Origin of the sequence: Bifidobacterium sp. ESL0704 (genome assembly GCF_029392075.1) — a bacterium.
GTDB lineage: Bacteria > Actinomycetota > Actinomycetes > Actinomycetales > Bifidobacteriaceae > Bifidobacterium.
Window position 1 is genome coordinate 1,885,794 of the sequence record NZ_CP113929.1, and the last position, 23,552, is coordinate 1,909,345.

Here is a 23,552-nt window from a genome sequence, read left to right on the forward strand (position 1 = left end):
CTGTCATGGGTAATGCAAGCCGATTATGACATGGCCTTTCTTATTCTATATTCCTCAATCAGGCGTTGTCTGATAAAACAAGTCATTCCGGTTTTACCGGTCAGACAAAAAGTCCGAATCTACCGATTGATTGTCAGAATATTGAGAATTAGTCGGAATCGGCTTTAAAGCAAGCTGGTGTTTACGACAATATGCGCGAGGTTCCCCATCTTGTGTTTTAAAAGTCGTCAAAAGTGGATAGGAATCTTCCGGACATTGCAATAATAGGCGATTGCCCCTTCCCTCTAGAATCCGACTAGCCAGCACTTCTCCTTTTTCGCAATTCGTAATCTTCTGTTTTTGAACATTGATTGTCAATTTGCACCCACAATTAATACATACTCTCTTTACTTCTTTTTTCGTATGGTTTCGCCTACCGCTGATGGTGATTAATTGATGACATCCTTGGCATCGCACAGGGAAAGATTCAGACATGGTATCATTCCTTTCTTCCCGTGAATAGCTTATCGCATCTGCCGCGAATTTGCTGTCTCTAGTATTCTCATGCTCAAGCTGTTTAACTGCCATTTTATTGACCCTGTTCCTCATTGCTGATGGGTCTTTGGCTACGCGAATTTTAATGCCATAGTTTTCGTTTCGGTGTAGGTTGAGTATACATCCGCAGTTAGTGCATGTAACACGAATCGTTGATCCTGCGTCAGCAGGAATACTTACATTAAGTTTCTCCTTGCAATACGGACACTGAAGCTCTTCGCTCTTTGCTTTTTGGATACCTACTTCCTTGTGTTTAGTCGAAGGACCGTCCAGCGAAGCAGCTGATTGATCCTCAACGATTCTTGCACGCTTGCCCTTATAAGAAAATTCGCCCTTGGAATCAGCGTATGGACGCCTTCTGGATGTCCTGATAACGTGTATGTCACGTTTCGCGTTGTCGATAATTGAGGTCTTGGACTCGTTGACTTGTTCTACAAGATATCTTTTGCTACCGGTCATGGAATCAAGGATTTCATTTATACTCCGGAGCTGAGCATAGATAGAGTCTAGTCTGTCAAGAACCTCATTGTTATAATGCTCGTCTTTTTCTTTATATGCGTCTGTTTGATTTTTCGAGACCTTTGAATAGTCATCATATGAATCGTTTGATGAATTTGCATTCGAGAGAGTCTTAAGAGGAATCATAGCTACCTTCTTTGTAGAAATAACATATTGCACCTAAAAACAAAGCCGATAAGTTCAACTTATATACGAACAATGTATATCTACCAGCTTTAATTGTGTATGTTATTTATAACCCTCTATAAAAGGTATTGTAGAGCGTGTTGAATTAAGCCGAAATAGGTGGTGCTCATAGTGCGGTAATTCCAGAAATCGGTCGAGCCGAATGCGATACCGCGCAAGCGCTTGATCCTACCGTTGACGCCCTCGGTGGACCGGTTATTGGAATAAAGCCGGTCGGACCTTGATACACGCACCAGAACACACACGACGCGTACAACAAGATTGAGCCGTCTGCCTACCACAAGCATGCTGTTCACATGGCACGACCCATAGACCACCAAGGATGAGCCGGTGGCATAGGACACGAATACATCCAGTGCGACGCCAATGATCCGATTAAAGCGTTACAACGGCCTCTCGTCCGAACACACCATGACTGTTTGAGAATAAAACCTGCACATATGTACCGAGGCTTCCAAACCCGAGCTCCTGGCGGAAGCCCGGTGCCCCGCGACACCGACCGCCTCGAAGGCCAACATCAACTCACTCATCAAGCGCATGCCCGACGACCACCGCGGCATGCCCGCATCCACATGACGCGCGCGTGCGAATAGAAATACCACATACGCAGCCCGCACCACGACACCGAGGCCCTGCTCAACACCTGCCTCGAAAACCGGAACGAGCACGGGAAACGGCGGAAGGAGAAGAAAAGACTGAAGGCATCCGCCACCGGCGACGAGCCCAGCTTCGACAAGGCCTCCATTCCAACTGCCCGATCCCAGCGACCCAGCTGTGAACGCCTACGAATCAGGCTTCAGCATCAGACGCGGATAGGCCGGACAATCACCTAGACATAACCAAACTGACATATATCTCAAGTTTTCCCTCGGGCTTTGTGAGAAAACAAAAGGGCTTCAGTCCAAAACCTGAAGCCCTCGTAAAGCGGACAGGGCGAGATTCGAACTCGCGGAGGATTGCTCCTCAACGGTTTTCAAGACCGTCTCTTTCGACCGCTCAGACACCTGTCCATGCTGCAGTTTGATTCTCGTCAAAACGCAACTTCGTCATTATATCAATACCCTATGCCATCTGGCGACACAACTCTAAATACATTGAAGTGCGCTTCGCGTAAGACTCTTCTGCCGATATGCCAATATCATATCGACTTGCGCAGGGTTTGTAGCCGGACCAAAAGCAAAAGCTACAAACCCATGTCTAACGGCCGCCTCATTGCGGGTTTGTAGCCAAATCGATCTTTTTGGCTACAAACCCATGAGTAACGTCCATGAACCTGCCAGCAACGAGCACATCGAACACTGGCCACACCTTAGCGGCACGAAAGTGGAGGCGACATACGAAAAGCGCCATAGACAAGACACTGACTGTACATTAGTGGCTTGTTTATGGCACTTCAGACGTTAACGAGCCAAGTCGCAAGCTCACGCCTCCCACTTGGTGGGCTCGATGACCTCGCGGCCGCCCATGTAGGGTCGCATGGCCTTCGGAATCTCGATGGATCCGTCCTTCTGCTGATGGTTCTCAAGGATGGCGACGAGCCAACGGGTGGTGGCCAGCGTGCCGTTGAGCGTGGCGACGGCGCGGGTGAAGCCGTCTTCGCAACGTTCGCGGATGTTCAGGCGACGGGCCTGATATTCGGTGCAGTTCGAGGTGGAGGTGAGCTCACGGTAACGGCCCTGGGTCGGCACCCAGGCCTCGTTGTCGAACTTGCGCGCGGCGGAGGAACCAAGATCGCCAGCGGCGGTATCGATGGTGCGATAGGGCACCTCGACCTTGGCCAACATCTGCTCTTCCATGCCGAGCAGCTGCTTGTGCATGGCGCGGGAGTCCTCCTGCTTGCAGTAGACGAACATCTCCACCTTGTCGAACTGGTGGACGCGGATGATGCCGGAGGTATCCTTGCCCGCGGCCCCGGCCTCGCGGCGGTAGCAGCTCGACCAGCCGGTGTACTTCAACGGCCCGTCAGACAAATCAAGGATCTCGTTTTCGTGCATGCCCGCGAGCGCCACTTCCGAGGTGCCCACCAGGTACTGGTCATCGGGTTCGCGCAGACGGTAGATCTCGTCTGCGTGCGAGTTCAGGAAGCCGGTTCCGGCCATGACCTCGGGACGCACCAGCGTCGGGGTGATGGCGAGCGTGAAGCCGTTCTCCTCAGCCTGGTCGACGGCCATGGTGAGCATCGCGATCTGCATACGGGCCACGGCGCCACGCAGGAAGTAGAAGCGCGATCCGGAGACCTTGACGCCACGACGCATATCGATGCCTGCCACACCGACGCCGAGCGTCAGGTGGTCCTTGGGTTCGAAGCCCTCGGCCTTGAAGTCGCGCGGCGTGCCGACCTTCTTGACCACCACGTAATCATCCTCGCCGCCCTCGGGCGCTTCGGGCTCGACGATGTTGGAGAACTGCCACATGGCCTTGGTGTAGGCCGCGGAGGCATCATCCGACGTCTTCTTGTATTGCGCGACCTTGCCCGCCAAATCCTTGGTCTGTGCAATGAGTGCGGCCTTTTCGTCGCCAGCGGCCGAAGCGACCTTCTTGCCCATGGCCTTCTGGCTGGCACGCGCCTCTTCGTACGATTTCAGTGCGGCGCGACGGATTTCGTCCTGCTTCAAAACCTCGTCGACGAGTTCGACGGATTCTCCGCGCTTGCGCTGGGAATCGCGCACGACGTCGGGATGTTCACGAATAAATTGGATATCTAGCATATCCTCAAGCCTACTTCCGTAAAAGGACACCTACGGGCGGATCGCGGCCCGTCTATAAGCGCCGGTATTGATGTTTTTATTTATTGAAATTACCTCTATCGATTATCGCCCGATCACTGCCTTTGTTTTGGGATCAAAGTCGGAGCAAGACAAAGAACAATCAGACAATCGACTTATAGGAACAGCCCAACGATGTTGTAGAGAATCGCGCTGACCGCAATGACGCCGACGACCACGATGAACACGTTGCTGATCTTGCGGGAGTACTGCCTGAGCGCCGGCACCTTGTGTACGCCGTACATCGGCAGCAACAGAAGGATGAAGGCGATCAGCGGACCGGCCATGGTCTCGATCATACCGATGGCCGAGGGGTTGGCCCAGGCCACGAACCAGCAGGCGAAGAACATCAAAACGCTGACGATGACGTTGAGCTTTTTGCGCTCGACCACCACACCTTTGGCGTGCGCGACCTTGCGGATGATGCCGCCAAGCCCTTCCTCAACGCCCAGATAATGGCCGAGGAACGCCTTGAAGATGCAGACGAACGCGGTAATCGAGGCAATCCACGAGATGGCCGGGGTGCCCAGCATATTGGCGAGATAGCTCAAAATGGAGACGTTCTGCGCCTTGGCCTGCGCCAAATCGCCGGGGGTGAGCGCCAGATCGCTGCTTAAGACGAAGAAGAGCACGACAGTGACCATCATGGGCTCCCCGACCTTCAAAATCCTGCCGATCTTGTCGTCGGAATATTTGCCGTACCGTCTGCGCACGTTGACGGAGAAGGACGAGACGATGGCGGAATGATCGAAGGTCAGCACGATAACGGGGACAAGCAGCCACAGATCAAGCAGAAGGGTGCCGAAATCAAAACTGCCGGCGGCGTTACGCGGGATACTGGTCAGCATGGAAGGGTTCCAGCGAGGGATGAGGTAGAGCGCGAAAATCACCAGCACGGCGATGACCGGCCAGGTCAGCCAGCTCATCACACGGGTCACGGCGCGGGTGCCGCAGGCCACGATGAGAATCAAAACCGCGACGAGCACGAGGGAAAGCAGCCAGCGCGGCGGGGCGGGCACATGCAGCTGGTTGACGATGAAGCTTTCGGCCGTATTGGTGATGGAGACCGAATACATCAGCAGGATGACCAGCACCTCGACGAAGTAGATGACGGTGAAGACCATGCCGAAACCGAAGCCGAAATGCTGCTCGACCACGTCGGTGATGTCGTCATCGGGGTTACGGGCCGAAAGCACGAACCGGCACATCGCCCGGTGTGCGAAATAGGCCAGCGGATAGGCCATCAGCAGCATGAGCACGATGCCGACCACGCCCGCCCCACCGGCGTCGATCGGCAGAAACAGGACGCCGGCACCAATGGCGGTGCCGAAAAGACTCAGCATCCAACGCACGTCCTGGCCGTGCCATTTGAGTGCAGAGGCCCTGTCGGCCTTATCATCCTTGTTCGTTGTCCACTCTTTTCCGGCTGCATCGACTTGCGCGCTATCCGTCTGTTTTTGTGGTTGCCCTTCTTCACTCGTCATGAATCCACTTTCCCTCATGTTTTGTCGGAATTTTTAAAACCGCTTCGAATGGGTCACCGCCCTTTGCGAAGCAAAACACCACACGTTACGGGCAGATCATGCCGTTTCGATAATGCAATATTTGAATTTTGCGAAACCTGATAAATCAATCCGAAATATCGCTGCAAACGACGGTCGACGACGAATACGATCGACGAATCGAAGCGAGAATGCTGGTATTCAGGGCAATCAAGGAGCGGCACACGGCATTGGCCATGACGCCTGTTTCCATTCCTTTATCCAGCATGTTTCCCAAGTATATTGAAGCCGGTCCGCGGCCGATCACCCGATGACAAATAATGAGACGGCATTGTTTCGTTTATGTTTCCTCGCGGCGCATCCGTTCTGCCGCCTCGGCGCCGGAATGCCGTCGTGTCTCCGTGCCGGCAGCCAACAACCAATCATCCCGATCGAACACCAACCGAAGCAAGCCACGACGGGCCAACGTGCAGGCTTCGTTCATCTTTTTCAACCGCAGGCGCAACGTCAATGTATTGCGACACAATAGGACCATGTCTCGAACTGTGCTTTTCATCGTCATCGCCGTGGTTGCGGTATGCGTTCTCACCGTTGCCGCCGCGCTGGCATGGCGCTCCTGGTGGCGCTGGCGAAGGGTACAGAGATTCAATAAACGCGACGATGACCAGGTCCGTTACGCCTTCATCATCAATCCCTCGAAACCCCAGGCCGCACGCTCACGCCTGCACATCGAGGAATTCTGCAAAGACCACAACATCACCGAGATCGAATTCATCGAAACGACGCTTCAACGCGACGGACGAGTTTGCGCGTTGGAGGCGCTTGAACACGGCGCCGACGTCCTGGTGGCGGTGGGCGGCGACGGCACCGTGCGCACCGTCGCGAGCGCCATAAGCGGTACGGGGCACACCTTGGGCATCATCCCCATCGGCACCGGCAACCTCTTCGCACGCAACATGGGCATCCCGGTCGACGACATCAACGCGGCCCTGGCCATCGCTACTTCGCACGGCGAGCGGATGGTCGACATGGGACGTATGGCGCTGCTCGACAGGCCCGACGAGGACCACGCCCACGCATTCCTCATCATCGCGGGCATCGGTTTCGACGCCGATATGATCAGCGACACCGATCCGGAACTGAAGAAAAGCATCAGCTGGCTCGCCTATTTCTCCGGCGGCATGAAGCACCTGTTCGCTCCGAAATACCGCGGTGCCGTCGCCGTTACCAGCGCCGACGGCAGCTCACACACCATCGGCGAGTTGCATTTCCGCACGTTCATGGCCGGCAATTGCGGGCAGATCCCTGTATTCTCGCTGATGCCGGACGCCTCGTTCGACGATGGCCTGCTCGATTTCGAAGTCATCGACACTTCAGGCGGTCTTCTCGGATGGATGAACCTCTTCGGCGACGTGATGCACCAGACCATCACCGGACGGGCACAGCAAAGCCCGCTTTCCACCAATTCGACCATGGAACAGATCCAAGGGGTCAAGGCAGAAATCAAGCTCGAAAAGCCCGCGCTGGCGCAAGTCGACGGCGATATGCTCGGTGCGACCAGCCATATCCGTTTCAGCGTTGAGCCCAAGTCGCTGCGCGTACGCGTTCCGGCCAAGGCCGAGCTTGAGGAAATTTGACAGGTTGTTTCCGCACGGCAACCGATCTCGCCTTCTTTCAATCTCGACTAGACCGGCCGGCGCACACTTGCATGTGCCAATTCCCACTCAATGGCCGCAAGATTTTGACAAGCAACAACACCAACTGTACTAACTGTCAATTTCCGAGCAATGTTCACCGGATGGTGACAGTTAGCGTTGCCTCCTGTCAAAATCTCAGCACTATTGCACGAATGCTTACGTGAAGCGTCCCTCAGTGTCAACATTTGTGCAATATTCTGCGAATCGTGACAGTTACACCGCCCTCGTCGCCCGATAACGTTGTATCCGTGCTATCGCCATACCAACGCAACGAACGGGAACCTACTACTTCGCGTAACCGGTCAGTTCCAGCTTCCTGGAGACGTACTCGCCGATATACACGCCGTTGGTGCCGTCGTAGCCCTGCTTTTTGACCTCGTTTTCGAGCCAGTCCTTGTCGTGGCCGATGGCTTCCAGCACGTCCGTGTCGACCTGCCCGTCGACGATCAGCGGCAGTCGCAGCGTCTCGTCGCCATAGCAGATGACCGTCAGCTGGCCGTTCTGCTCGAAGTAGGCTTTCAGCACCTTGGAGATCTCGTAGACACCCTGCGCGCGCAGCTTGAGCATCAGGTCGCTGGCCGAAACGCCCTTGCGCATGCACGTGGCGACGTCGACCTTGCCGTGCGAGATGAGCATAACCGGGCTGCCGTCGATGAGCTTCTTGATCGGTCGGCTGTTCTCCTTGCCGAACTTGATGAGCATACACAGCAGCATCCACGTGATCAGCACGAAGACGAACTGAAGCACGGTGATCTGCTCGTTGTAGATCACGCCGCCGATGATGGCGCCGAGCACGTAGTTCTGGATCTGGTCCATGGCGCTGGTGGGTGCGAGGTTGGACTTGCCGAAAAGATTGATGTGGACGATCAGAAAGGCGATGCCCACGACGAGTTTGACGATGAGTGTGGTGCTAATGAGCATGATGACTCCTTTTTCTGAAACAGACAATGAACGATAGGCTTGCCGTGCGCTAACGGCGCGATACTGCTGCTAAGTGGTCACAGCTGGTGCAAAGTGGTCATTTCACCCTCTCAAAATGACCACTTTGCACCAGTATCGACCACTTTGTGCCACAGCATGACGGATTTACGTTCACTTTTCTTCCTTGACGTCGGTGAGCATGTGGGTTTCGGTGAGTTTGTAAGCGGTATAGTCCGTGTTGAGGTTGACCGTATAGTACTTGTCGCCGATTTTGACGATGACGTCCTGGTTCAGGTATTTCGAATTGACCAGCACATCATCCTGCGAAACGTGCCGCTCCTTGGCGACGTGTGTCACAAAACTGACCATCTGCTCGCTTTTCGCGCTGGCCGTCTCGCTTTGCCGGAATTGCGTATAGCCGCTGCCGAGCACCAGCACCACCAGCAGCAACGCGATGATGCCCAAGTCGCGGTATTTCGTTTTGAGCCGGTGCCGCAGATACAACACGAAGAACGCGACCAGCGCCACGCACAACGCGATGATGACGACGAATCGGATGACCTGATTGATGCCGTGCTGGTTCTGCAGGTAATTGATACCGTAAAATGTCATGGAAACGCCTCAAACATAGGTTGATAGGTTATTTCTCCCGCTTCATCGTAGTGCGTCGCAATACGTAACGTCCCTTTTGGTGCTTACAGAAGAATTTATATGACATTTTCCAGCACGCTGACCGCTATAGGCACCAAATCGCCTAGCAATGACCCGCTCGTTTCGCTTCGCATTTCCAATGGCACTTACTGCCAACCAATGCCCAAATGGCTACGCTATATGCCAATCCAAAGCGTCAATCCACAAATTGGTGCCGGAAAACCGCACGTCACCAACCACCAAAGTCCGTTCACCAGCACCACCACACATCAATGCTGGAAAACAGCACCAAACCAGCAGCCAAAGTCCGTTTACCAGCACCACACAATAATGCCGGGAAACGGCATCTCAGCAACCACCAAAGTCCGTTCACCAGCACTCCCACACATCAATGCTGGAAAACCGCACGTTACCAGCAGCCAAAGTCCGTTCACCAGCAACAATAGGGCATAGAACCTCACAATCCACCTGTGTGATTGATTGTGACAGCGCACAAAATCCACGCTTTCGCCGCATGACTGTGGCACAATGGAGGCATGGTTGCAAATAATGCGGGCAAACCCGCCACACAAGCCGACCTCATCGACGTCAACGAGGTCATCGGCAAATATTATGACGCCATCCCCGACCCGGCCGACCCGGCACAGCGCGTCTCCTTCGGCACCTCCGGACACCGCGGCTCATCGCTGAAGACCTCGTTCAACGAGGCGCACATCGTCGCGATCAGCCAGGCCATCGCCGAATACCGCAAGCAGGCCAACGTCACCGGGCCGCTCTATCTCGGCCGCGACACGCATGCGCTTTCCGGCCCCGCGATGAAGACAGCCATCGAAGTGCTCGTCGCCAACGGCGTGACCGTGCGTATCGATTCGCGCAACGACTTCGTGCCCACCCCGGTCGTCTCGCACGCCATCCTCACCCACAACCGCGCCGCCGACGGCTCACAGCGCTTCGAAGGCGAGGGCCTGGCAGACGGCATCGTGGTGACCCCTTCGCACAACCCGCCCACCGACGGCGGTTTCAAGTACGATCCGGTCACCGGCGGTCCGGCCCCGGCCGAAGCGACCGAAGCCATCGCCAACCGCGCCAACGAGCTCTTAGGCCACTTCCGTGATGTCAAGCGTGTGCCCTACGACGAGGCCATCAAGTCCCCGCTGGTCGAACGCTTTGATTACCGCGACCATTACGTTTCCGATTTGGGTGACGTCATCGATTTCGACGCCATCCGCTCGGCCGGCGTGAGGCTCGGCATCGACCCGCTGGGCGGCGCGAGCGTGAACTATTGGCCGCTGATCAACGAGAAGTACGGTCTCGATATCGGCGTGGTACGCCCCGAAGTCGACCCGACCTGGCGGTTCATGACCATCGACCACGACGGTAAGATCCGCATGGACCCGAGCTCGCAGTATGCGATGAAGGGTCTGGTCGACGAACTCAACGCCGGAGCCTGGAGCAAGTACGACCTCGTGGGCGGCACCGACCCCGACGCCGACCGCCACGGCATCGTCTGCCCCGACTGGGGGGTCATGAACCCGAACCACTACCTCGCCGTGTGCATCGCCTATCTCTTCGGCGGCGCACGCCCGGGCTGGCCCAACGGCACGGGCATCGGCAAGACGCTCGTCTCCTCCTCACTGATCGACCGCGTGGCCGCCTCCATCGGTGCGCCGCTGGTCGAGGTGCCGGTCGGCTTCAAATGGTTCGTCGACCCGCTCTTCACCGGCAAGGTCGCCTTCGGCGGCGAGGAAAGCAGCGGCATGAGCTTCCTGCGTCGCGACGGCCGCGTATGGACCACCGACAAGGACGGCATCATCCCCGACCTGCTGGCCGCGGAGATCACCGCCCAAACCGGCAAGAACCCGGCCCAACTGCATCAGGAGCAGGTCGCGCAGTTCGGCGAAAGCTGGTACAAGCGCGTCGACACCCCGACCACGCTCGAACAGAAGCAGAAGTTCGCGGCCTTGACCCCGCAATCCGTGTCCGCCACGACATTGGCCGGCGAGGACATCACCGCCAAGCTCACGCAAGCGCCCGGCAACGACGCGCCGATCGGCGGTATCAAGGTGACCACCAAGAACAACTGGTTCGCCGCCCGCCCCTCCGGCACCGAGAACATCTACAAGATCTATGCCGAATCGTTCGTCTCCCCCGAGGCGCTTGACAAGGTCCTCGCCGAAGCCACCGACGTGGTCGACAAGGCGTTGGGCGAATAGCAAGCGGCACGAAGGCCGGCCGATAGTGCAGCAGGAACGTCAGCGGTTCCGCAATTGTCGAAAGCACTTTCGACCGGTCTTTGCATCATCCGCCCCGATTTCGCCGCCGCAACGTAATCTTAGAGATATGACTATTACGGTTTCTACGGACGGCAGCGCGCTTGGCAACCCCAATGGGCCGATGGGCTGGGCTTGGGCCGATCACGCGGCAAATGCGGCACGGACGAACGGGCACCAGCACGATGGGGACAGCGACGCGGGTGGCGCCACCAACGGCACCAACCAGATCGGCGAGCTGTGCGCGGTGCTCGAGGCGCTGCGGGCACACCGTGGAGCGGAACCGCTGACCATCGAGACCGATTCGCAGTATGCCATCAACTGCTCGACCACCTGGGTCAAGGGCTGGAAAAAGAACGGCTGGAAGAACTCACAGAAGAAACCGGTGAAGAACGCGCCGCTCATCAAAGCCATCGACGCCGAAATCGCACGCCGCGAAGGACCGGTGAAGTTCGTCTGGGTCAAGGGGCACAACGGCAATCCCGGCAACGAAAAGGTCGACGATCTCGCCCACACCTATTCCGGCGATGCACGTAGCGGAGTCAAAGACGGCTATCTGCCGCTGGAAGGCTGGCAATCGCTGCTCGCTTCCACTTACGCCAAGGGAGTGGATATTCCCGCCGACGCGAAAATGCTCATCGAAGGCAAAATCACCGAGGAACAGTATCATCTCGGGCGCGGCACGCAGTCCGGCGATGGAAGCGATGACGAGGACCAGGACGATTCCGTCAACCACGCCAACGTTCATAAACCGACGTTGTCCGAACGGCTTGCACAACCCGAAGGCGTGCCCGAGTATGATTTCAACCCGCGCAAGCCGGTGGTCTCGCATCATCAAGCAGCCGAGAGCGACGAGCCGACCGGCGAAAACGCGCATCACGACGAAGACGGCGACAAGCCGCATACCATCGGACGCAGCGTGCGATCCCAGCCGAATTTCAGCACATCATCTGTTGGCGATGACGTCACCATTCCTGCAGACAGGAGCAAGGACCCCACCGAAACCGAATTACCGATCGCCGGCGAATCCGGTTCATCCGGCATATCCAGGAAGCCCGCCGAAAGGGACGAATCCGCAACGGCCGATGAAACCGGCCGAGAAACCGAAGCGACTGCATCCCCGGAATCCGAGAACAATGGCAATGCCACCGATACTACAGCCAATCACGGCAACGGCAGCGCTGCCAGCGACAACAATAAAGGCAACGAAAACAACGCTACCGGTCACCGGGATGAGAACATCATCAACGCCGACCGCGACGACAACCACGAATCGGGCGAGCTCACGTCATCCAGCGATGCGGTAGACGACAATGCCGAAAACAACGAGGCCGGCACGGATGCAGAGAGCAATACCAGCGCTGCCGACACCGTTGATGACGCAAACGCCAAAGTCGCCGCCAACGATAATGGCGAAACCGTTACTCCCCGAGTCATCAGATCCACGCCAAAGACGAATCCGAAACCTCGCTATTTCAGCAACGGGCTGTGCGTGAACGGCACGTTGCGCTTTTCGCCGGCCCCGCAGACCAGCCCGACATACAACGGTCGGCCGCGACACATCCGCGGCGTCATCGCAATTGACGGATACGTGGCCGGAAACGGTGCAATCACGCTGAACAATGTCCCGTTCCTCATCATGAACGAGAATCACAAAAAGTGACAGAAACAAACAAAACATGAACAAGAGCAAAAGTATCGGAACACCGATACTATGGAAAGTGACGCTCGTCACTACATGACGAAGCCAGACCTGTTAAAAGGAGTATCAATGGACAGGGAACAACAAGACGCGCTTAAGAAGGCAGCCGGCATCGAAGGTGCCAAGTTCATCAAGGACGGTATGATCGCAGGTCTCGGCACCGGTTCGACCGTACGCTTCCTGGTCGATGAGCTCGGCCGCCGCACGCAGGAGGAAGGCCTCAAGTTCACCGGCGTGACGACTTCGCGCCGCACCGCCAAGCAGGCCGAGGGCTACGGCATCAAGATCGTCGACATCGACGACGTGGACCACATCGACCTCGCCATCGACGGAGCCGACGAAGTGGACAAGAACTTCAACGGCATCAAGGGCGGCGGCGCGGCCCTGCTCTGGGAGAAGATCGTCAACGAGAACGCCAACTACAACATCTGGATCGTCGATGCCTCCAAGGTGGTCGACACCATTGGTGCGTTCCCGCTGCCCGTCGAGGTCATCCCCTACGGCTCCGCACACGTCATCAAGAAGTTCGAGGACAAGGGCTACAAGCCGGTGCTGCGCAAGAACGCCGACGGCACCGAGGTGCGCACCGACGAGAACAACTACGTCGTCGATCTGCACCTCGAGCGCATCGACCATCCACAGGATCTCGCCGAGGACCTCATCAACACGGTCGGCGTGGTGGAGCATGGCCTCTTCCTCAACCGCGTGGACAAGGTCATCGTCGGCAACCCCAACGGTCCGCGTGTGCTGACCGTTTCCGAGAACTGAGTTCGCGACTCGGCCATGAACCGGCTTCAGCCGGATATGCTGATGGGGGATTTGCGACATCATCTCTTTGAGGTGCGTCGCAAATCCCCCATCAGCATAAGTAAGCGGAGGAAACACGACGCTCACGGCTCAGCTTGTGTCGCAAATCCTCCACTTGCATACGATAATGGAGGGAATGCGACGCCTATCAACCTATTTGCGTCGCATTCCCTCCACCAAACATATAAAGCAGCGATTTTGCGACGCTATCCTGCCATTCAGCGTCGCAAATCCTCCAGCTCAAGTATCAGCTCAGCTAACGAGCCAGTCGTCTACTTGAGCGCCTCAACCGCCTTGCGAGCGGCATCGTAATCGGGCTCGGTGCCGATTTCGGGCACCTGCTGCGTGTAAGCGACGTTACCGTCCCGGTCAACGATGACCACTGCGCGGGAAAGCAGCCCCTTCATGCCGCCGTCGGCGATGGTGACGCCAAAATCCTCGCCGAACGAGGAGCGGAACGCGGAACCGGTGATGACGTTCTTGATGCCCTCGGCGCCGCAGAAGCGCCCCTGAGCGAACGGCAGATCCTTGGAGACGCAGACCACGACGGTGTCTTCAAGCTCATCGGCCATCTGGTTGAACTTGCGCACCGACATCGAGCAGACATCCGTATCGACGGACGGAAAGATGTTGATGACGACCTTTTTGCCGGCGAACTTGGACGAGTCGAAATCGTTCAGGTCGCCGTCAGCGAGGGTGAAAGCCGGGGCCTTGGAGCCGACGGCCGGGAGATTGCCTACAGTGTTGGTGGTCACGCCACCCAAAGTTATTTGTGTCATGCTTTCATGGTTCCACAAAACAGGCTCGCCCGCCAGCGTTTTACGCAAGCTGGTAGCAATATCACGCGCTTTGCCACATACCCGTCAACCCCACCGATTCTATCTATCGTTGTCATCGACGAAGGTGATGATCCCGCTGATTTCAGAGTTATAGGCCATTTCGTGGTGTTTGAGAGTTGTAATTTTGTTCCTTGCTGTATAGTTGCCGCTCACTGCCTCCTTAGATGTTGCTTTCAGAACGGCGGTTTCTAGGCGTTCAAAGGACTCATCCCTGGCTTTATACCCGTCTTCGGCGTGACTCATCGAAGGCAGCTTCGCCGTTGATTTTTCCTCGCTAAAAAATAATGGCACGAAACGCTTACTCCTACAAAGTCAAACCCTGATCTTAAGCACCACATTCGGACCTATAACTCTGCTTTCATGACCTCGCCTCTGAACGGTGAAACAACAAGGCCCGGAGCCGAACGACCCCGAGCCTTGCACGAAAAGCTTTACTACTACTTGCGCTGATGACGAGTCTTACGCAGCAGTTTGCGGTGCTTCTTCTTGCTCATCCGCTTGCGGCGCTTCTTGATGACAGAACCCATCTGAAGCCTCCAATCCTTGACTATAAGTTTGCAACTTTACCTATGTTACTCGCTCTTGCCGACTTAAAACGCCATATCTCCGTTTTTGATAACAGAGCGCAACTCATTCAATGAACGTGCCGGCCCGATCCGTCAACAACAAACGTTGCGAGAAATCGGTTTAGAGTGGGAATTTCGAATAGAACCGCTGAATCGAGGCCTTGGGGCCTGTGGCCTGAAAGACAACGGTATCGTTCTGCCAGACCGCCGTCGCGGTCTTGCTCTTGTCGCTGTCGGCTTTGACCACATATTTGCCCGTGGCATTGCCGGAAACCTTGACATCGCCACTGGCCAGATCCGTGCCTTTGAGCGCATCGGTCAGCGTGTCATATTGCGTTTTCGCCGTATCATTGCCAGACCACTGAGCCACCACAAGCGTGACGTCCTTGGCTATGTTCCCTGTCGAATACGTGAGCGTGTACTCCTCCAGCGGCGAAGCCGATGTCCAATTGGCGCTGGGAGCGGCTTCTGTACGCGCAAAATTGACAACGGTATCGGGCATCGCCTTCAACAGCGGCGTGGCGTCCTGCGGCAGTTCCTTGGCCTTGATACTCGGCGTGGTCGGCTCCGGCTTGGCGGCCGTCGTTATCTGCTGCTGCTTCTGTTCCTCGCCGGCACCTTTGTTCATCGCCCAGCCCGGCCATACAAACGCGGAAAGCAAGGCTAGTACTATTACCACCGCGGCCGCGACCACAACGGCGATCAATTTGCCATGAGAAGAAGAGGGATACCTTTGTTGAGTTGACATAGCCGTAATTATTTCACAGTGTACTGACGCTGGCCAATTGGGGAAATTCAATAATAATGTCGACTTCACGACACAACCTCAGCCGCCAATCTCCATCCAATTCCCGTATTTTCATATTCTTGGTGGCACCAAGAGGGGCAAAAATCAAAGAATTGATATGAATTCTGTAATTTTTGGGGTACTTGGTGCACCAAGAGGGGCAAAAAATGAAGAATCGGCACTCAATTGCCTCGATTCCGCGGACTTGGTGCACCAAGATACCTAATATTCTGCAATATAACGGTTTCAGGACTCTCCTGTTTGGTCGGCGAAAGAACCATTGGCAGGAAATTGAGCATTCTCACGATTTCACGATTTCACGATTTTCTTCCGACTGACTTGCCCTTGTCGGCAAAATTGGCTAGCGTCGGCATCATGGCAAAGAATGCGACACAGTATGTCTGCTCGGAGTGCGGATGGAACGGCGTGAAATGGTACGGGCGCTGCCCCGAATGCGGCGCGTGGGGCACTATCGAGGAATTCCACGAGGCACGTCCGGCCGCCGCATCACGCACGGCCGCGCCCGGACGCACCTCGCGCACACAGGCCAGCTCCGCCGTCATCGCGGGCAGTGCCGCGGCCAAGCCGATCACCGAAATCTCGACTGAAGGCGCGAAGCGCATCCCCACAGGCTTCGGCGAATTCGACCGCGTGCTCGGCGGCGGCATCGTACCGGGGTCAGTCGTGCTGGTCGCCGGCGAACCGGGCATCGGCAAGTCGACACTACTGCTCGAAACGGCCGGAAACGTGGCACGCGGCAACTCCAAGAAATCCGTTCTTTATATATCCGGTGAGGAATCGCAGGCACAGGTGCGCATGCGGGCCTCGCGCATCAACGCGCTTGAAAGCAATCTGCTGCTCGCCTCCACCACCGACCTGGCGACCGTACTTGGTCTGATCGAACAGGAGAAGCCAAGCCTCGCCATCGTGGATTCGGCGCAGACCATCGTCTCGCAGGACGTCGATGGCATCTCCGGCGGCTCCACGCAGGTACGTGAGGTGGCCAGCGCCCTGATCGACACCGCCAAAACGCTTGACATCCCGGTCATGCTGGTCGGCCACGTCACCAAGGACGGCTCCATCGCCGGCCCACGCACGCTCGAGCATCTGGTGGACGTGGTCTGCCAGTTCGAAGGCGATCGCGTCACCGCGCTGCGCCTGCTGCACGCCGCCAAGAACCGTTTCGGCCCGACCGATGAAGTGGGCTGCTTCGACATGAGCGGCGAGGGCATCGAGGAGGTCAGCGACCCCTCCGGCCTGTTCCTTTCGACCGAAGACGCGCCGGTGGAAGGCACCTGCGTCACGTTCACGCTCGACGGTCACCGCAGTCTGCCAATCGAGGTGCAGGCGCTGGTCACCAAATCCGTTTTGCCGACGCCACGCCGCAACACCAACGGCATCGATTCAAATCGCCTGGCCATGCTTTCGGCGGTGCTGTACCGCCACGGGCGCGTGAATCTTCTGGCCAATGACCTCTACGTTTCCACCATCGCCGGCGGTCTGGCGAAAGAACCGGCCTGCGATCTCGCCATCGTCGCCGCATTGGCGAGCGCCGCCACTAGCAAACCCATCGCCCGCACCACCTGCGCGATGGGCGAGATTTCACTGACCGGCCAGGTACGCCCCGTCCCCCAGCTGAGCCATCGCCTGAACGAGGCGGCACGCTTGGGCTTCACCCGCGCCGTGGTCCCCACCAACCGCAGCCGCCGCAAGCTCAAGGCCGTCAAAGGCCTGGAAATCATCGAGGTCTCGTCCCTGCGCGATGCGCTGGCCGCTCTGAGTGTCTCGAAAAGCAGATAACGCTCCAGTCGCCGGCAAAACATAAATAGTGGGCATGGGTCCAAAAAGTTGGCGACAACCGGAGTTATGCCCTGCGGAAGTAAGCGTTTTGCGCCGCTCTTTACTGTCACCGAAAAGTCGGAGCGACATCGGGCCGATTCCTAGGTTACGAGAACAAAATCGGAACAGGCGAAACGGCACATCAAACGCTCGTGAAACCGCTTAAAAAGCCATCCTGCATGATCGGCAATCGGAATGGCAAGGGAATACCCGACATCCAAGGTTTGGGGTTATCGACCCAAAATATCAATTCTCAGCCAACTCTTTTGGCCCTCACTCAAACTCGTCGGCCAGAGTATATTCGGGCTTTCCAATCAGGCTTTCCGACCGACGATTTTATATCTTATATACAGTTGAGAGACCATTTACCCGACTTCACGAGTCGACAAGTCAGGCAAATTTCAATCGCAACGTACCGATACTGACATAACCAGTAATCGACCTATCAACTTTCTGCACCCAGGCAATCGCGGAACGTGCATATTGCCGACGTCAGCACCGCGACGACGAGGATGATGGCGACTATGCCGGTCAACGTCCCCACAGGCACGGGAACAGCCCAAGGCGAGATGCCTTCACGGGCGTATTGCGCCGCGAGCTCGGCGAAGACGGAAACAAGACCGATCACAGCCAAAGCAGACGCTGCAAGGACATCCAGCACCGACTCCCATATCGCGGCACTCATCACCGATCCTTGGGAGACGCCGAGCTGACGCAGACGGCGGTTTTCCTCGCGCCGTTCCGTAATGACGATGGCGCACGATTGGATCAGAAAGATTGCGGCCAGCGCGGCCCCGCCGACGATGACGATGGCCAACGCATGCTGCTGGCTGCGATGATCCTGGATGAAATAATCGATATATTCCGGCTTCGTGAGAACCATCACCCCGGAGCTGTTGGATTTGTCGGTATGCCTTGCTTCGACGAAACCCATGTGCTGCGCGAACCTAGTGGCGAAACCGCTTGCCGAGACACCGTCACGCAACACGATCGGCACGAACCGGCCGTCATCGGCGACTCCCCCATTGCCGAAAGCACCTTCAAGCGCAAAGAAATTCATAGTGGCGTTGGAGCCGAGACCCTTGGGCGACTCGACCACGGCCACGATTGTCGCCTTGTAGAGGTGATCGGCCTTCCCGTAGAACGTGACGTTTTGCCCGAGACGATAATCGCCGTAAGGCGCGATTTTCTCGGCATTGACGGCCACTTTGTGCGGCCCCAAAGCCGACAATGAGCCTTTGACGAATGTCGGAGCGTTCGGCCCCGCCTCTTTGACACCGCTCAAGCTGGCCGTAGTGACCGTTACGGGCTGGTCGTTGACACCCGCCCAATCCTCGCTGTGGTAGACCACCGAGCTGGCGATATCGTTCTTCTGAGCCTGCAAGGCCGCGCTTACCTTGTCCGCCAGTATACGCGACGCCGTCTGCACGACGACATCCGCACGCATCGGCTGGAATTGGGTCATCAGACTTTCCTTGGATCCGGCCTGGGCCATCATCATGAAGGCCATGACGATAAAAACGACGAGAACGACCGGCAGGCCGATGGCCACCGTGCTGCGCCTCTGCTTCCCGGCACGTTGGCGAGCCAGCAATCCCGAACCCTGGGAACACCGTTGGGCGACGCGGCCGAACAGTGAGGCCAGCAGCGGAAGACACAGCGGAGCAAACAGATACAACGCCAGCAATGCGAACACCGTAAGCAGCGAAGTCCTGGTCATGATATCCATACCCGACAATGGGATCACACAGAAGCACACGGCCAGCGCGGCCACCAAGCTCGCCGCTACCATGCGTACAACACCCACGGACTTCGATTCCTTGGTCTCCCGAGTCAACGCCGAAAGCGGACTCACGGACGAAATGCGATGCGCGGCGAACCATACGCCGGCAATACAGGACAGCAACACCAGGAAGAAGGTCAACGCCACGCCTCCGAACCGCAGGCGCGGCGCAAAGGCATGATCGTTGAGATCCATGGCTCGGGCGACAGCGATACCGAGCGTAGGAACCAACGGCAACCCGAGCAGGCAACCGGCAAGATCGGCGAGTCCGCATGGCACCGCGAATTCGGCGAGCGCCATCACACGGATACGGCGAGCAGAAGCGCCGGAAAGTCGCATCATGGCGTATTCACGACGCCTGGCCTCGATGAGAAAACCGACCGAAGAGAGCACCAACAGCAAGGTGACCAACATGCAAGCGCCGCCCGCGGTTTCGCAGATGATCGCACTGGTCGAATACAAGCTGATGTTGCTGCCGCGCTCGTAGTGGGTCAGCGTACGCACATCCGGCAAGCCGTCGCGCGCGTCCATCGCCTGCCCCAGCTCGACCCACGCGCAGCTCAGCGCCGAGGCCAACGTCACCGCCAAACAGGTGATGGCGTAGGAGGTGCGGTGCTCGTGCAGCAGCGAGCGGACAAGAGAGAACCGTGAAGGACGGCGGACCCGATGAGGCGCAGGCGTGACTTCATCCACGCTTGACCATGAATCCATATTCCATACCGAATCCGTCTCGGCGACCGTATGCTCACTCGACTGCGCATCCGCAACGATTGTCGCCGTTCCCGGTATTCCGTGCCGCGTCAATCGGGCGGCTGACGAGGCGATTCCGTCGCTCTTCATTGCCGATCCACCCTTCCCTCGCTCATCAGGGCAAGCCGGCCGGCGATGTTGGCGGCGGACTCACCGGAACATGTGGAATGGACGCAGCCGTCGACCAGGAACATCACCCTGTCGGCGCAAGCGGCAACGTTGGGATCGTGGGTGACCATCAGGATCGTGGTGCCGCGCGTAGCGACCGTACGAAACAGGTTCATCACCGTACGCGAACTTCTGGTATCCAGCGCTCCGGTCGGTTCGTCGGCGAAAAGAACCTGCGGACACGAGGCAAGAGCACGGGCGATCGAGACGCGCTGCCGCTGCCCGCCGGACATATCCGCAGGATATTTGTTTGCATACCCGGAAAGCCCCACATCTGCCAACGCACCCACAGCAGCCTGTGTATCGATTTTCGGCCCGCCAAAGAGATCGGAAAGCATAACGTTCTGCAGGCAGGTGAACGCCGGCACCAGATTGTAATCCTGGAAAACGAAGCCGATATGGTCACGGCGCAAGCGGGTCAAATCGCGTTCCTTCATCCGTTCCAAGGCGCAACCAGCGACCGTCACTTCCCCGAGTTCCGGCTTCAACAGGCCGGCGCAACAGTAGAGGAACGTCGACTTTCCTGCACCGGACGGCCCCATCACCGCCGTCCACGAACCGGCCTCGCCAACCAGCGAGACATCTTCAAGTACCGGTGTTCCTCCGCCGTAGCGATAGGAAACGTGCTGCGCCACCAATGGCGCTTCGAGGGTTGATATCATCTTCGTTCTCCTTTGACCGGCATAATCGCCACCGACGCTGCCGTTTACGTTTCCACCCTACGGGCCGAAATCCGAAAACCGTATCGGTGAACACCCTGAAAAATCCCTGATTTATCAACCCTGAGAACTTTTGGCTTCAAGATATTGCGACGTTAGGATTCGATATACGGCGGGTTCGGCACAGCCATCGAACCAGATCGGACAAGACGAATCACAGAAACATACGCTCCTCTCCGGAGCTTGGGGAATTGCTAGAATGGACTCGATATGTCATCGATATCGGTGATCAAACCAGGATTGGACGCAACCCATACCGAGCCGACAACATTCGAAATCATTGAGGGGGCAACAACGATGAGCGTCGCATTTGAGGATATGAGCGAATATGCACAGCAGATGGTCAAGAGTCTGGGACTTGAGGCACATCCCGAGGGAGGCTGGTACCGGCAGACCTGGCTGAGTCCACAGGCGACCGAAGGACGGCCTTGGGCCTCGCTGATCTATTTTCTTTTGGCACAGGGCGATGCGAGCGCCTGGCACAAGGTGGACGCCACGGAAATCTGGCTCTGGCACGGACCGGCCACCGTCGGCCTTGAACTGGGCGGATACGGCGACGCCCCAGCCGACGAATCCGGACGCACGCTGTATACGCTCGGCCAGGGGCTTGCGCCGACCGATACGGAAGCGACCGATGCCACATTCGCAGATTCGAGCGTCAACGGTAACATTTCGAAAGCGAATCCGGTACCGGCACCAATCGGCCAAGTGGTCATCCCCGAAGGCTGCTGGCAGCGCACCGTGCCCGGCAAAGGCGACGCACTGGTCTCCTGCGTGGTAAGCCCCGGCTTCACCTTCGACGGCTTCACACTCGAATAGGAAAGCTCCAGCGTCTCCCTCCCCTGCAAACCGGCCGCAGGGGCTCACTGAACCTCCCGATTACGCCGCTACTGGGGGATTTGTGACGCTAATTGACCTTTTTGCGTCACGAATGTGCCATTAAACATCAATAGCCGGAGCTTTTGCGACGCTTTATCAGCATTTTACGTCACAAAAGCTCCGGCTACTCTCGCAGACACCCTTGCTTGTGGTGATTGTCGAGGCACTTATTGCCTCGTCATTCGGCTATTGCTTCCTCATTCAGCGCCGGTGATCTCCAAGGTCTGGTCGGCGTAATCCTTCAACGCGTCTTTCAGCTCGTCGGTGCCGTTGAACTTGACCTGGCCGCGCAGGAATTGCGTGAATTCAACGCGCACCTTGTGGTCGTAAAGATCCAGCCAATCGTCGGTGACGCAATACGGCTCGATGACCCGCTCGTTGATGCCAGTCTCGTCGCTATACGTCGGCTTGGTGCCTATGGAAATCGCGGCAGGCCAACGCCACGGCGAGCCCTTGGCCATACGCATCTGCGCCGAAGGAGACGCCAGATTCGCGGCATTCACACCGCTGGACGCAGTGCTTTTAGCAGCGTCTTTCGCGTTATCGTCGCCACTACCGCTATGGTCGCTTCCGCCATTATCAATCGGCCCCATATCAACCAGCCAACCGGCGTATACGCCGTCGACGGGCACATAGCCTTCGACCATCTGCGCCAGGTTCGCGGTCGGGAAGCCGATCTCGCGCCCACGCTGCTCGCCGTGTACCACCACGCCTTCAACCGCATGCTCGCGCCCGAGAATCTCAGCGGCGGCTTTCACACACCCCTGCGAAAGCAGGTAGCGCACGTTCGACGAACTCCAGACGCGTACCTTGCGGCAATTGTTCTGCTTGCTCCATGCGCGCAGTTCGGCCTTGTTCATGGTTTCTCGTGGATCCTGCGGTTCACCGGTGCCTTCCGGCACCCTCGGCTCGAAATGCGACGGCACCCACGTATAGCCCGGCCCCAAATCATCGACCACGTCGAGCTCGAACACGCGCGTGGCCTCGCAAAGCTCCTGGATGGCTTTGATATCGCCCTTGCGGTTCGCGCCCATTGCCGCGTCCTGGCCGAGCACAAGCGTACGCATGCCCAGCTTGCCGACCATCTGGCCCAGGAAGAAACGGAATGATTTGGCCGCAAACGCCATCGTATAGTGCAGCACCAGCACACGGTCCACGCCGAGCTCGCCCATGACCCGCGCCCGCTGCTCGACCGAGCTCAAGGCTTGAGTATCCACGAACCCCTCTGGCAAGTCCATGCCGTCATGCTCGTTGGCATAGGTATGTGCGAGCGCCGGCCGTGGGTCGAGAATCATCGCCACGGACAAGGAATCGGTCTTCTTCGCCAGTTCCACCACGCGACGCACGAGCGCCTGATGCCCCTTGTGCATGCCGTCGAACACGCCAATCGTCATCACTACGCGCTTGTGCGAGCTCAGGGTGGGCCAATCCACCAATCCGTTATCGTCGGGTGTCAACCTGGTGATCTTCATCAAAATCCTTTGTCTTGTCTGCCGCAAGCCATCTTATCAGCCAAGCCACCCGCGCGAAAGCCCCTTTTCTTTCAGCCTTTAAACCGTCGGCGGGAAAACCACCACTGATTTGAGCTCATGGGCATTAGCCGGTTCCACGATGCCTACAATCTCACCGGTTTGCGGCAGATATACCGCAGCGATGGTATTCGTCCCG

The 23,552-nt window shown here is 57.2% G+C and carries 18 protein-coding genes, 1 tRNA gene and 1 pseudogene; 7 read left to right on the top strand and 13 right to left on the bottom strand.

Going from position 1 to position 23,552, the window contains the following annotated elements; translation table 11 throughout:
- Positions 1–93: 93 nt before the first annotated feature.
- The 4 genes from OZX64_RS06885 to OZX64_RS06900 all read right to left on the bottom strand — a co-directional run bounded on the left by OZX64_RS06885 (position 94) and on the right by OZX64_RS06900 (position 5,488).
- The gene (locus tag OZX64_RS06885) at positions 94–1,179 is read right to left on the bottom strand and encodes a hypothetical protein (RefSeq protein WP_277172293.1); all 1,086 of its coding nucleotides are present in this window, start codon (positions 1,177–1,179) and stop codon (positions 94–96) included.
- 985 nt (positions 1,180–2,164) lie between these two features.
- Positions 2,165–2,249, bottom strand: a tRNA-Ser gene (locus OZX64_RS06890).
- A gap of 411 nt (positions 2,250–2,660) precedes the next feature.
- A complete protein-coding gene (gene serS / locus OZX64_RS06895; RefSeq protein WP_277172295.1) occupies positions 2,661–3,947 on the bottom strand; it encodes a serine--tRNA ligase in 1,287 nt (428 codons plus the stop codon).
- Between the two features lie 173 nt (positions 3,948–4,120).
- On the bottom strand, positions 4,121–5,488 hold the full coding sequence (locus OZX64_RS06900) for a hypothetical protein (RefSeq protein WP_277172297.1): 1,368 nt from the start codon (positions 5,486–5,488) through the stop codon (positions 4,121–4,123).
- A gap of 551 nt (positions 5,489–6,039) precedes the next feature.
- Here OZX64_RS06900 and OZX64_RS06905 point away from each other — a divergent pair.
- On the top strand, positions 6,040–7,143 hold the full coding sequence (locus tag OZX64_RS06905) for a diacylglycerol kinase family protein (RefSeq protein ID WP_277172299.1): 1,104 nt from the start codon (positions 6,040–6,042) through the stop codon (positions 7,141–7,143).
- 345 nt (positions 7,144–7,488) lie between these two features.
- Here the strand turns inward: OZX64_RS06905 and OZX64_RS06910 are convergent, their stop codons facing one another.
- Positions 7,489–8,124, bottom strand: a complete 636-nt coding sequence (locus OZX64_RS06910) for a DUF421 domain-containing protein (protein WP_277156980.1) — start codon at positions 8,122–8,124, stop codon at positions 7,489–7,491.
- A 171-nt stretch (positions 8,125–8,295) separates the two neighbouring features.
- On the bottom strand, positions 8,296–8,736 hold the full coding sequence (locus OZX64_RS06915) for a DUF3290 domain-containing protein (RefSeq protein WP_277156979.1): 441 nt from the start codon (positions 8,734–8,736) through the stop codon (positions 8,296–8,298).
- A gap of 99 nt (positions 8,737–8,835) precedes the next feature.
- On the opposite strand from OZX64_RS06915, the gene OZX64_RS06920 reads away from it, so the two are divergent.
- The 4 genes and pseudogenes from OZX64_RS06920 (at position 8,836) to rpiA (ending at position 13,515) form a co-directional block, all read left to right on the top strand.
- Complete coding sequence (locus OZX64_RS06920; RefSeq protein ID WP_277172301.1) at positions 8,836–9,228, top strand: hypothetical protein; 393 nt, start codon at positions 8,836–8,838, stop codon at positions 9,226–9,228.
- Positions 9,229–9,311: 83 nt separating this feature from the next.
- Positions 9,312–10,988 (top strand): phosphoglucomutase (alpha-D-glucose-1,6-bisphosphate-dependent), encoded by a 1,677-nt coding sequence (gene pgm, locus OZX64_RS06925; RefSeq protein ID WP_277172304.1) that lies wholly within the window; start codon positions 9,312–9,314, stop codon positions 10,986–10,988.
- A 127-nt stretch (positions 10,989–11,115) separates the two neighbouring features.
- Positions 11,116–11,724, top strand: a pseudogene (locus OZX64_RS06930) (ribonuclease H); the annotation flags it as partial.
- 1,092 nt (positions 11,725–12,816) lie between these two features.
- Positions 12,817–13,515 (top strand): ribose-5-phosphate isomerase RpiA, encoded by a 699-nt coding sequence (rpiA, locus tag OZX64_RS06935; protein ID WP_277172306.1) that lies wholly within the window; start codon positions 12,817–12,819, stop codon positions 13,513–13,515.
- A 311-nt stretch (positions 13,516–13,826) separates the two neighbouring features.
- Here the strand turns inward: rpiA and tpx are convergent, their stop codons facing one another.
- From tpx to OZX64_RS06955, 4 genes are all read right to left on the bottom strand, one after another.
- Positions 13,827–14,333 carry a thiol peroxidase gene (tpx, locus tag OZX64_RS06940; RefSeq protein WP_277172308.1) on the bottom strand — a complete coding sequence of 169 codons (507 nt, stop codon included), beginning with the start codon at positions 14,331–14,333 and terminating at the stop codon, positions 13,827–13,829.
- Positions 14,334–14,432: 99 nt separating this feature from the next.
- Positions 14,433–14,684, bottom strand: a complete 252-nt coding sequence (locus OZX64_RS06945) for a hypothetical protein (protein WP_277172310.1) — start codon at positions 14,682–14,684, stop codon at positions 14,433–14,435.
- Positions 14,685–14,830: 146 nt separating this feature from the next.
- Positions 14,831–14,920 (bottom strand): AURKAIP1/COX24 domain-containing protein, encoded by a 90-nt coding sequence (locus tag OZX64_RS06950; protein ID WP_004268639.1) that lies wholly within the window; start codon positions 14,918–14,920, stop codon positions 14,831–14,833.
- Between the two features lie 160 nt (positions 14,921–15,080).
- Complete coding sequence (locus OZX64_RS06955) at positions 15,081–15,707, bottom strand: hypothetical protein (RefSeq protein WP_277156975.1); 627 nt, start codon at positions 15,705–15,707, stop codon at positions 15,081–15,083.
- A gap of 414 nt (positions 15,708–16,121) precedes the next feature.
- Between OZX64_RS06955 and radA the strand changes: the two genes are divergently transcribed.
- Positions 16,122–17,546, top strand: coding sequence for a DNA repair protein RadA (radA, locus tag OZX64_RS06960; protein WP_277172312.1), 1,425 nt, complete (start codon positions 16,122–16,124; stop codon positions 17,544–17,546).
- A 484-nt stretch (positions 17,547–18,030) separates the two neighbouring features.
- Here radA and OZX64_RS06965 read toward each other — a convergent pair whose 3' ends face one another.
- A complete protein-coding gene (locus OZX64_RS06965) occupies positions 18,031–20,208 on the bottom strand; it encodes an ABC transporter permease (protein WP_277172314.1) in 2,178 nt (725 codons plus the stop codon).
- The gene (locus tag OZX64_RS06970) at positions 20,205–20,948 is read right to left on the bottom strand and encodes an ABC transporter ATP-binding protein (protein WP_277172317.1); all 744 of its coding nucleotides are present in this window, start codon (positions 20,946–20,948) and stop codon (positions 20,205–20,207) included. The genes OZX64_RS06965 and OZX64_RS06970 overlap by 4 nt, the downstream gene beginning before the upstream one ends.
- Positions 20,949–21,302: 354 nt before the next feature.
- Between OZX64_RS06970 and OZX64_RS06975 the strand changes: the two genes are divergently transcribed.
- Positions 21,303–21,824: a cupin domain-containing protein gene (locus OZX64_RS06975; protein ID WP_277172319.1), complete on the top strand. Its 522-nt coding sequence runs from the start codon at positions 21,303–21,305 to the stop codon at positions 21,822–21,824.
- A 257-nt stretch (positions 21,825–22,081) separates the two neighbouring features.
- Here OZX64_RS06975 and OZX64_RS06980 read toward each other — a convergent pair whose 3' ends face one another.
- Positions 22,082–23,356, bottom strand: a complete 1,275-nt coding sequence (locus OZX64_RS06980) for a riboflavin kinase (protein WP_277172321.1) — start codon at positions 23,354–23,356, stop codon at positions 22,082–22,084.
- Positions 23,357–23,552: the final 196 nt, after the last annotated feature.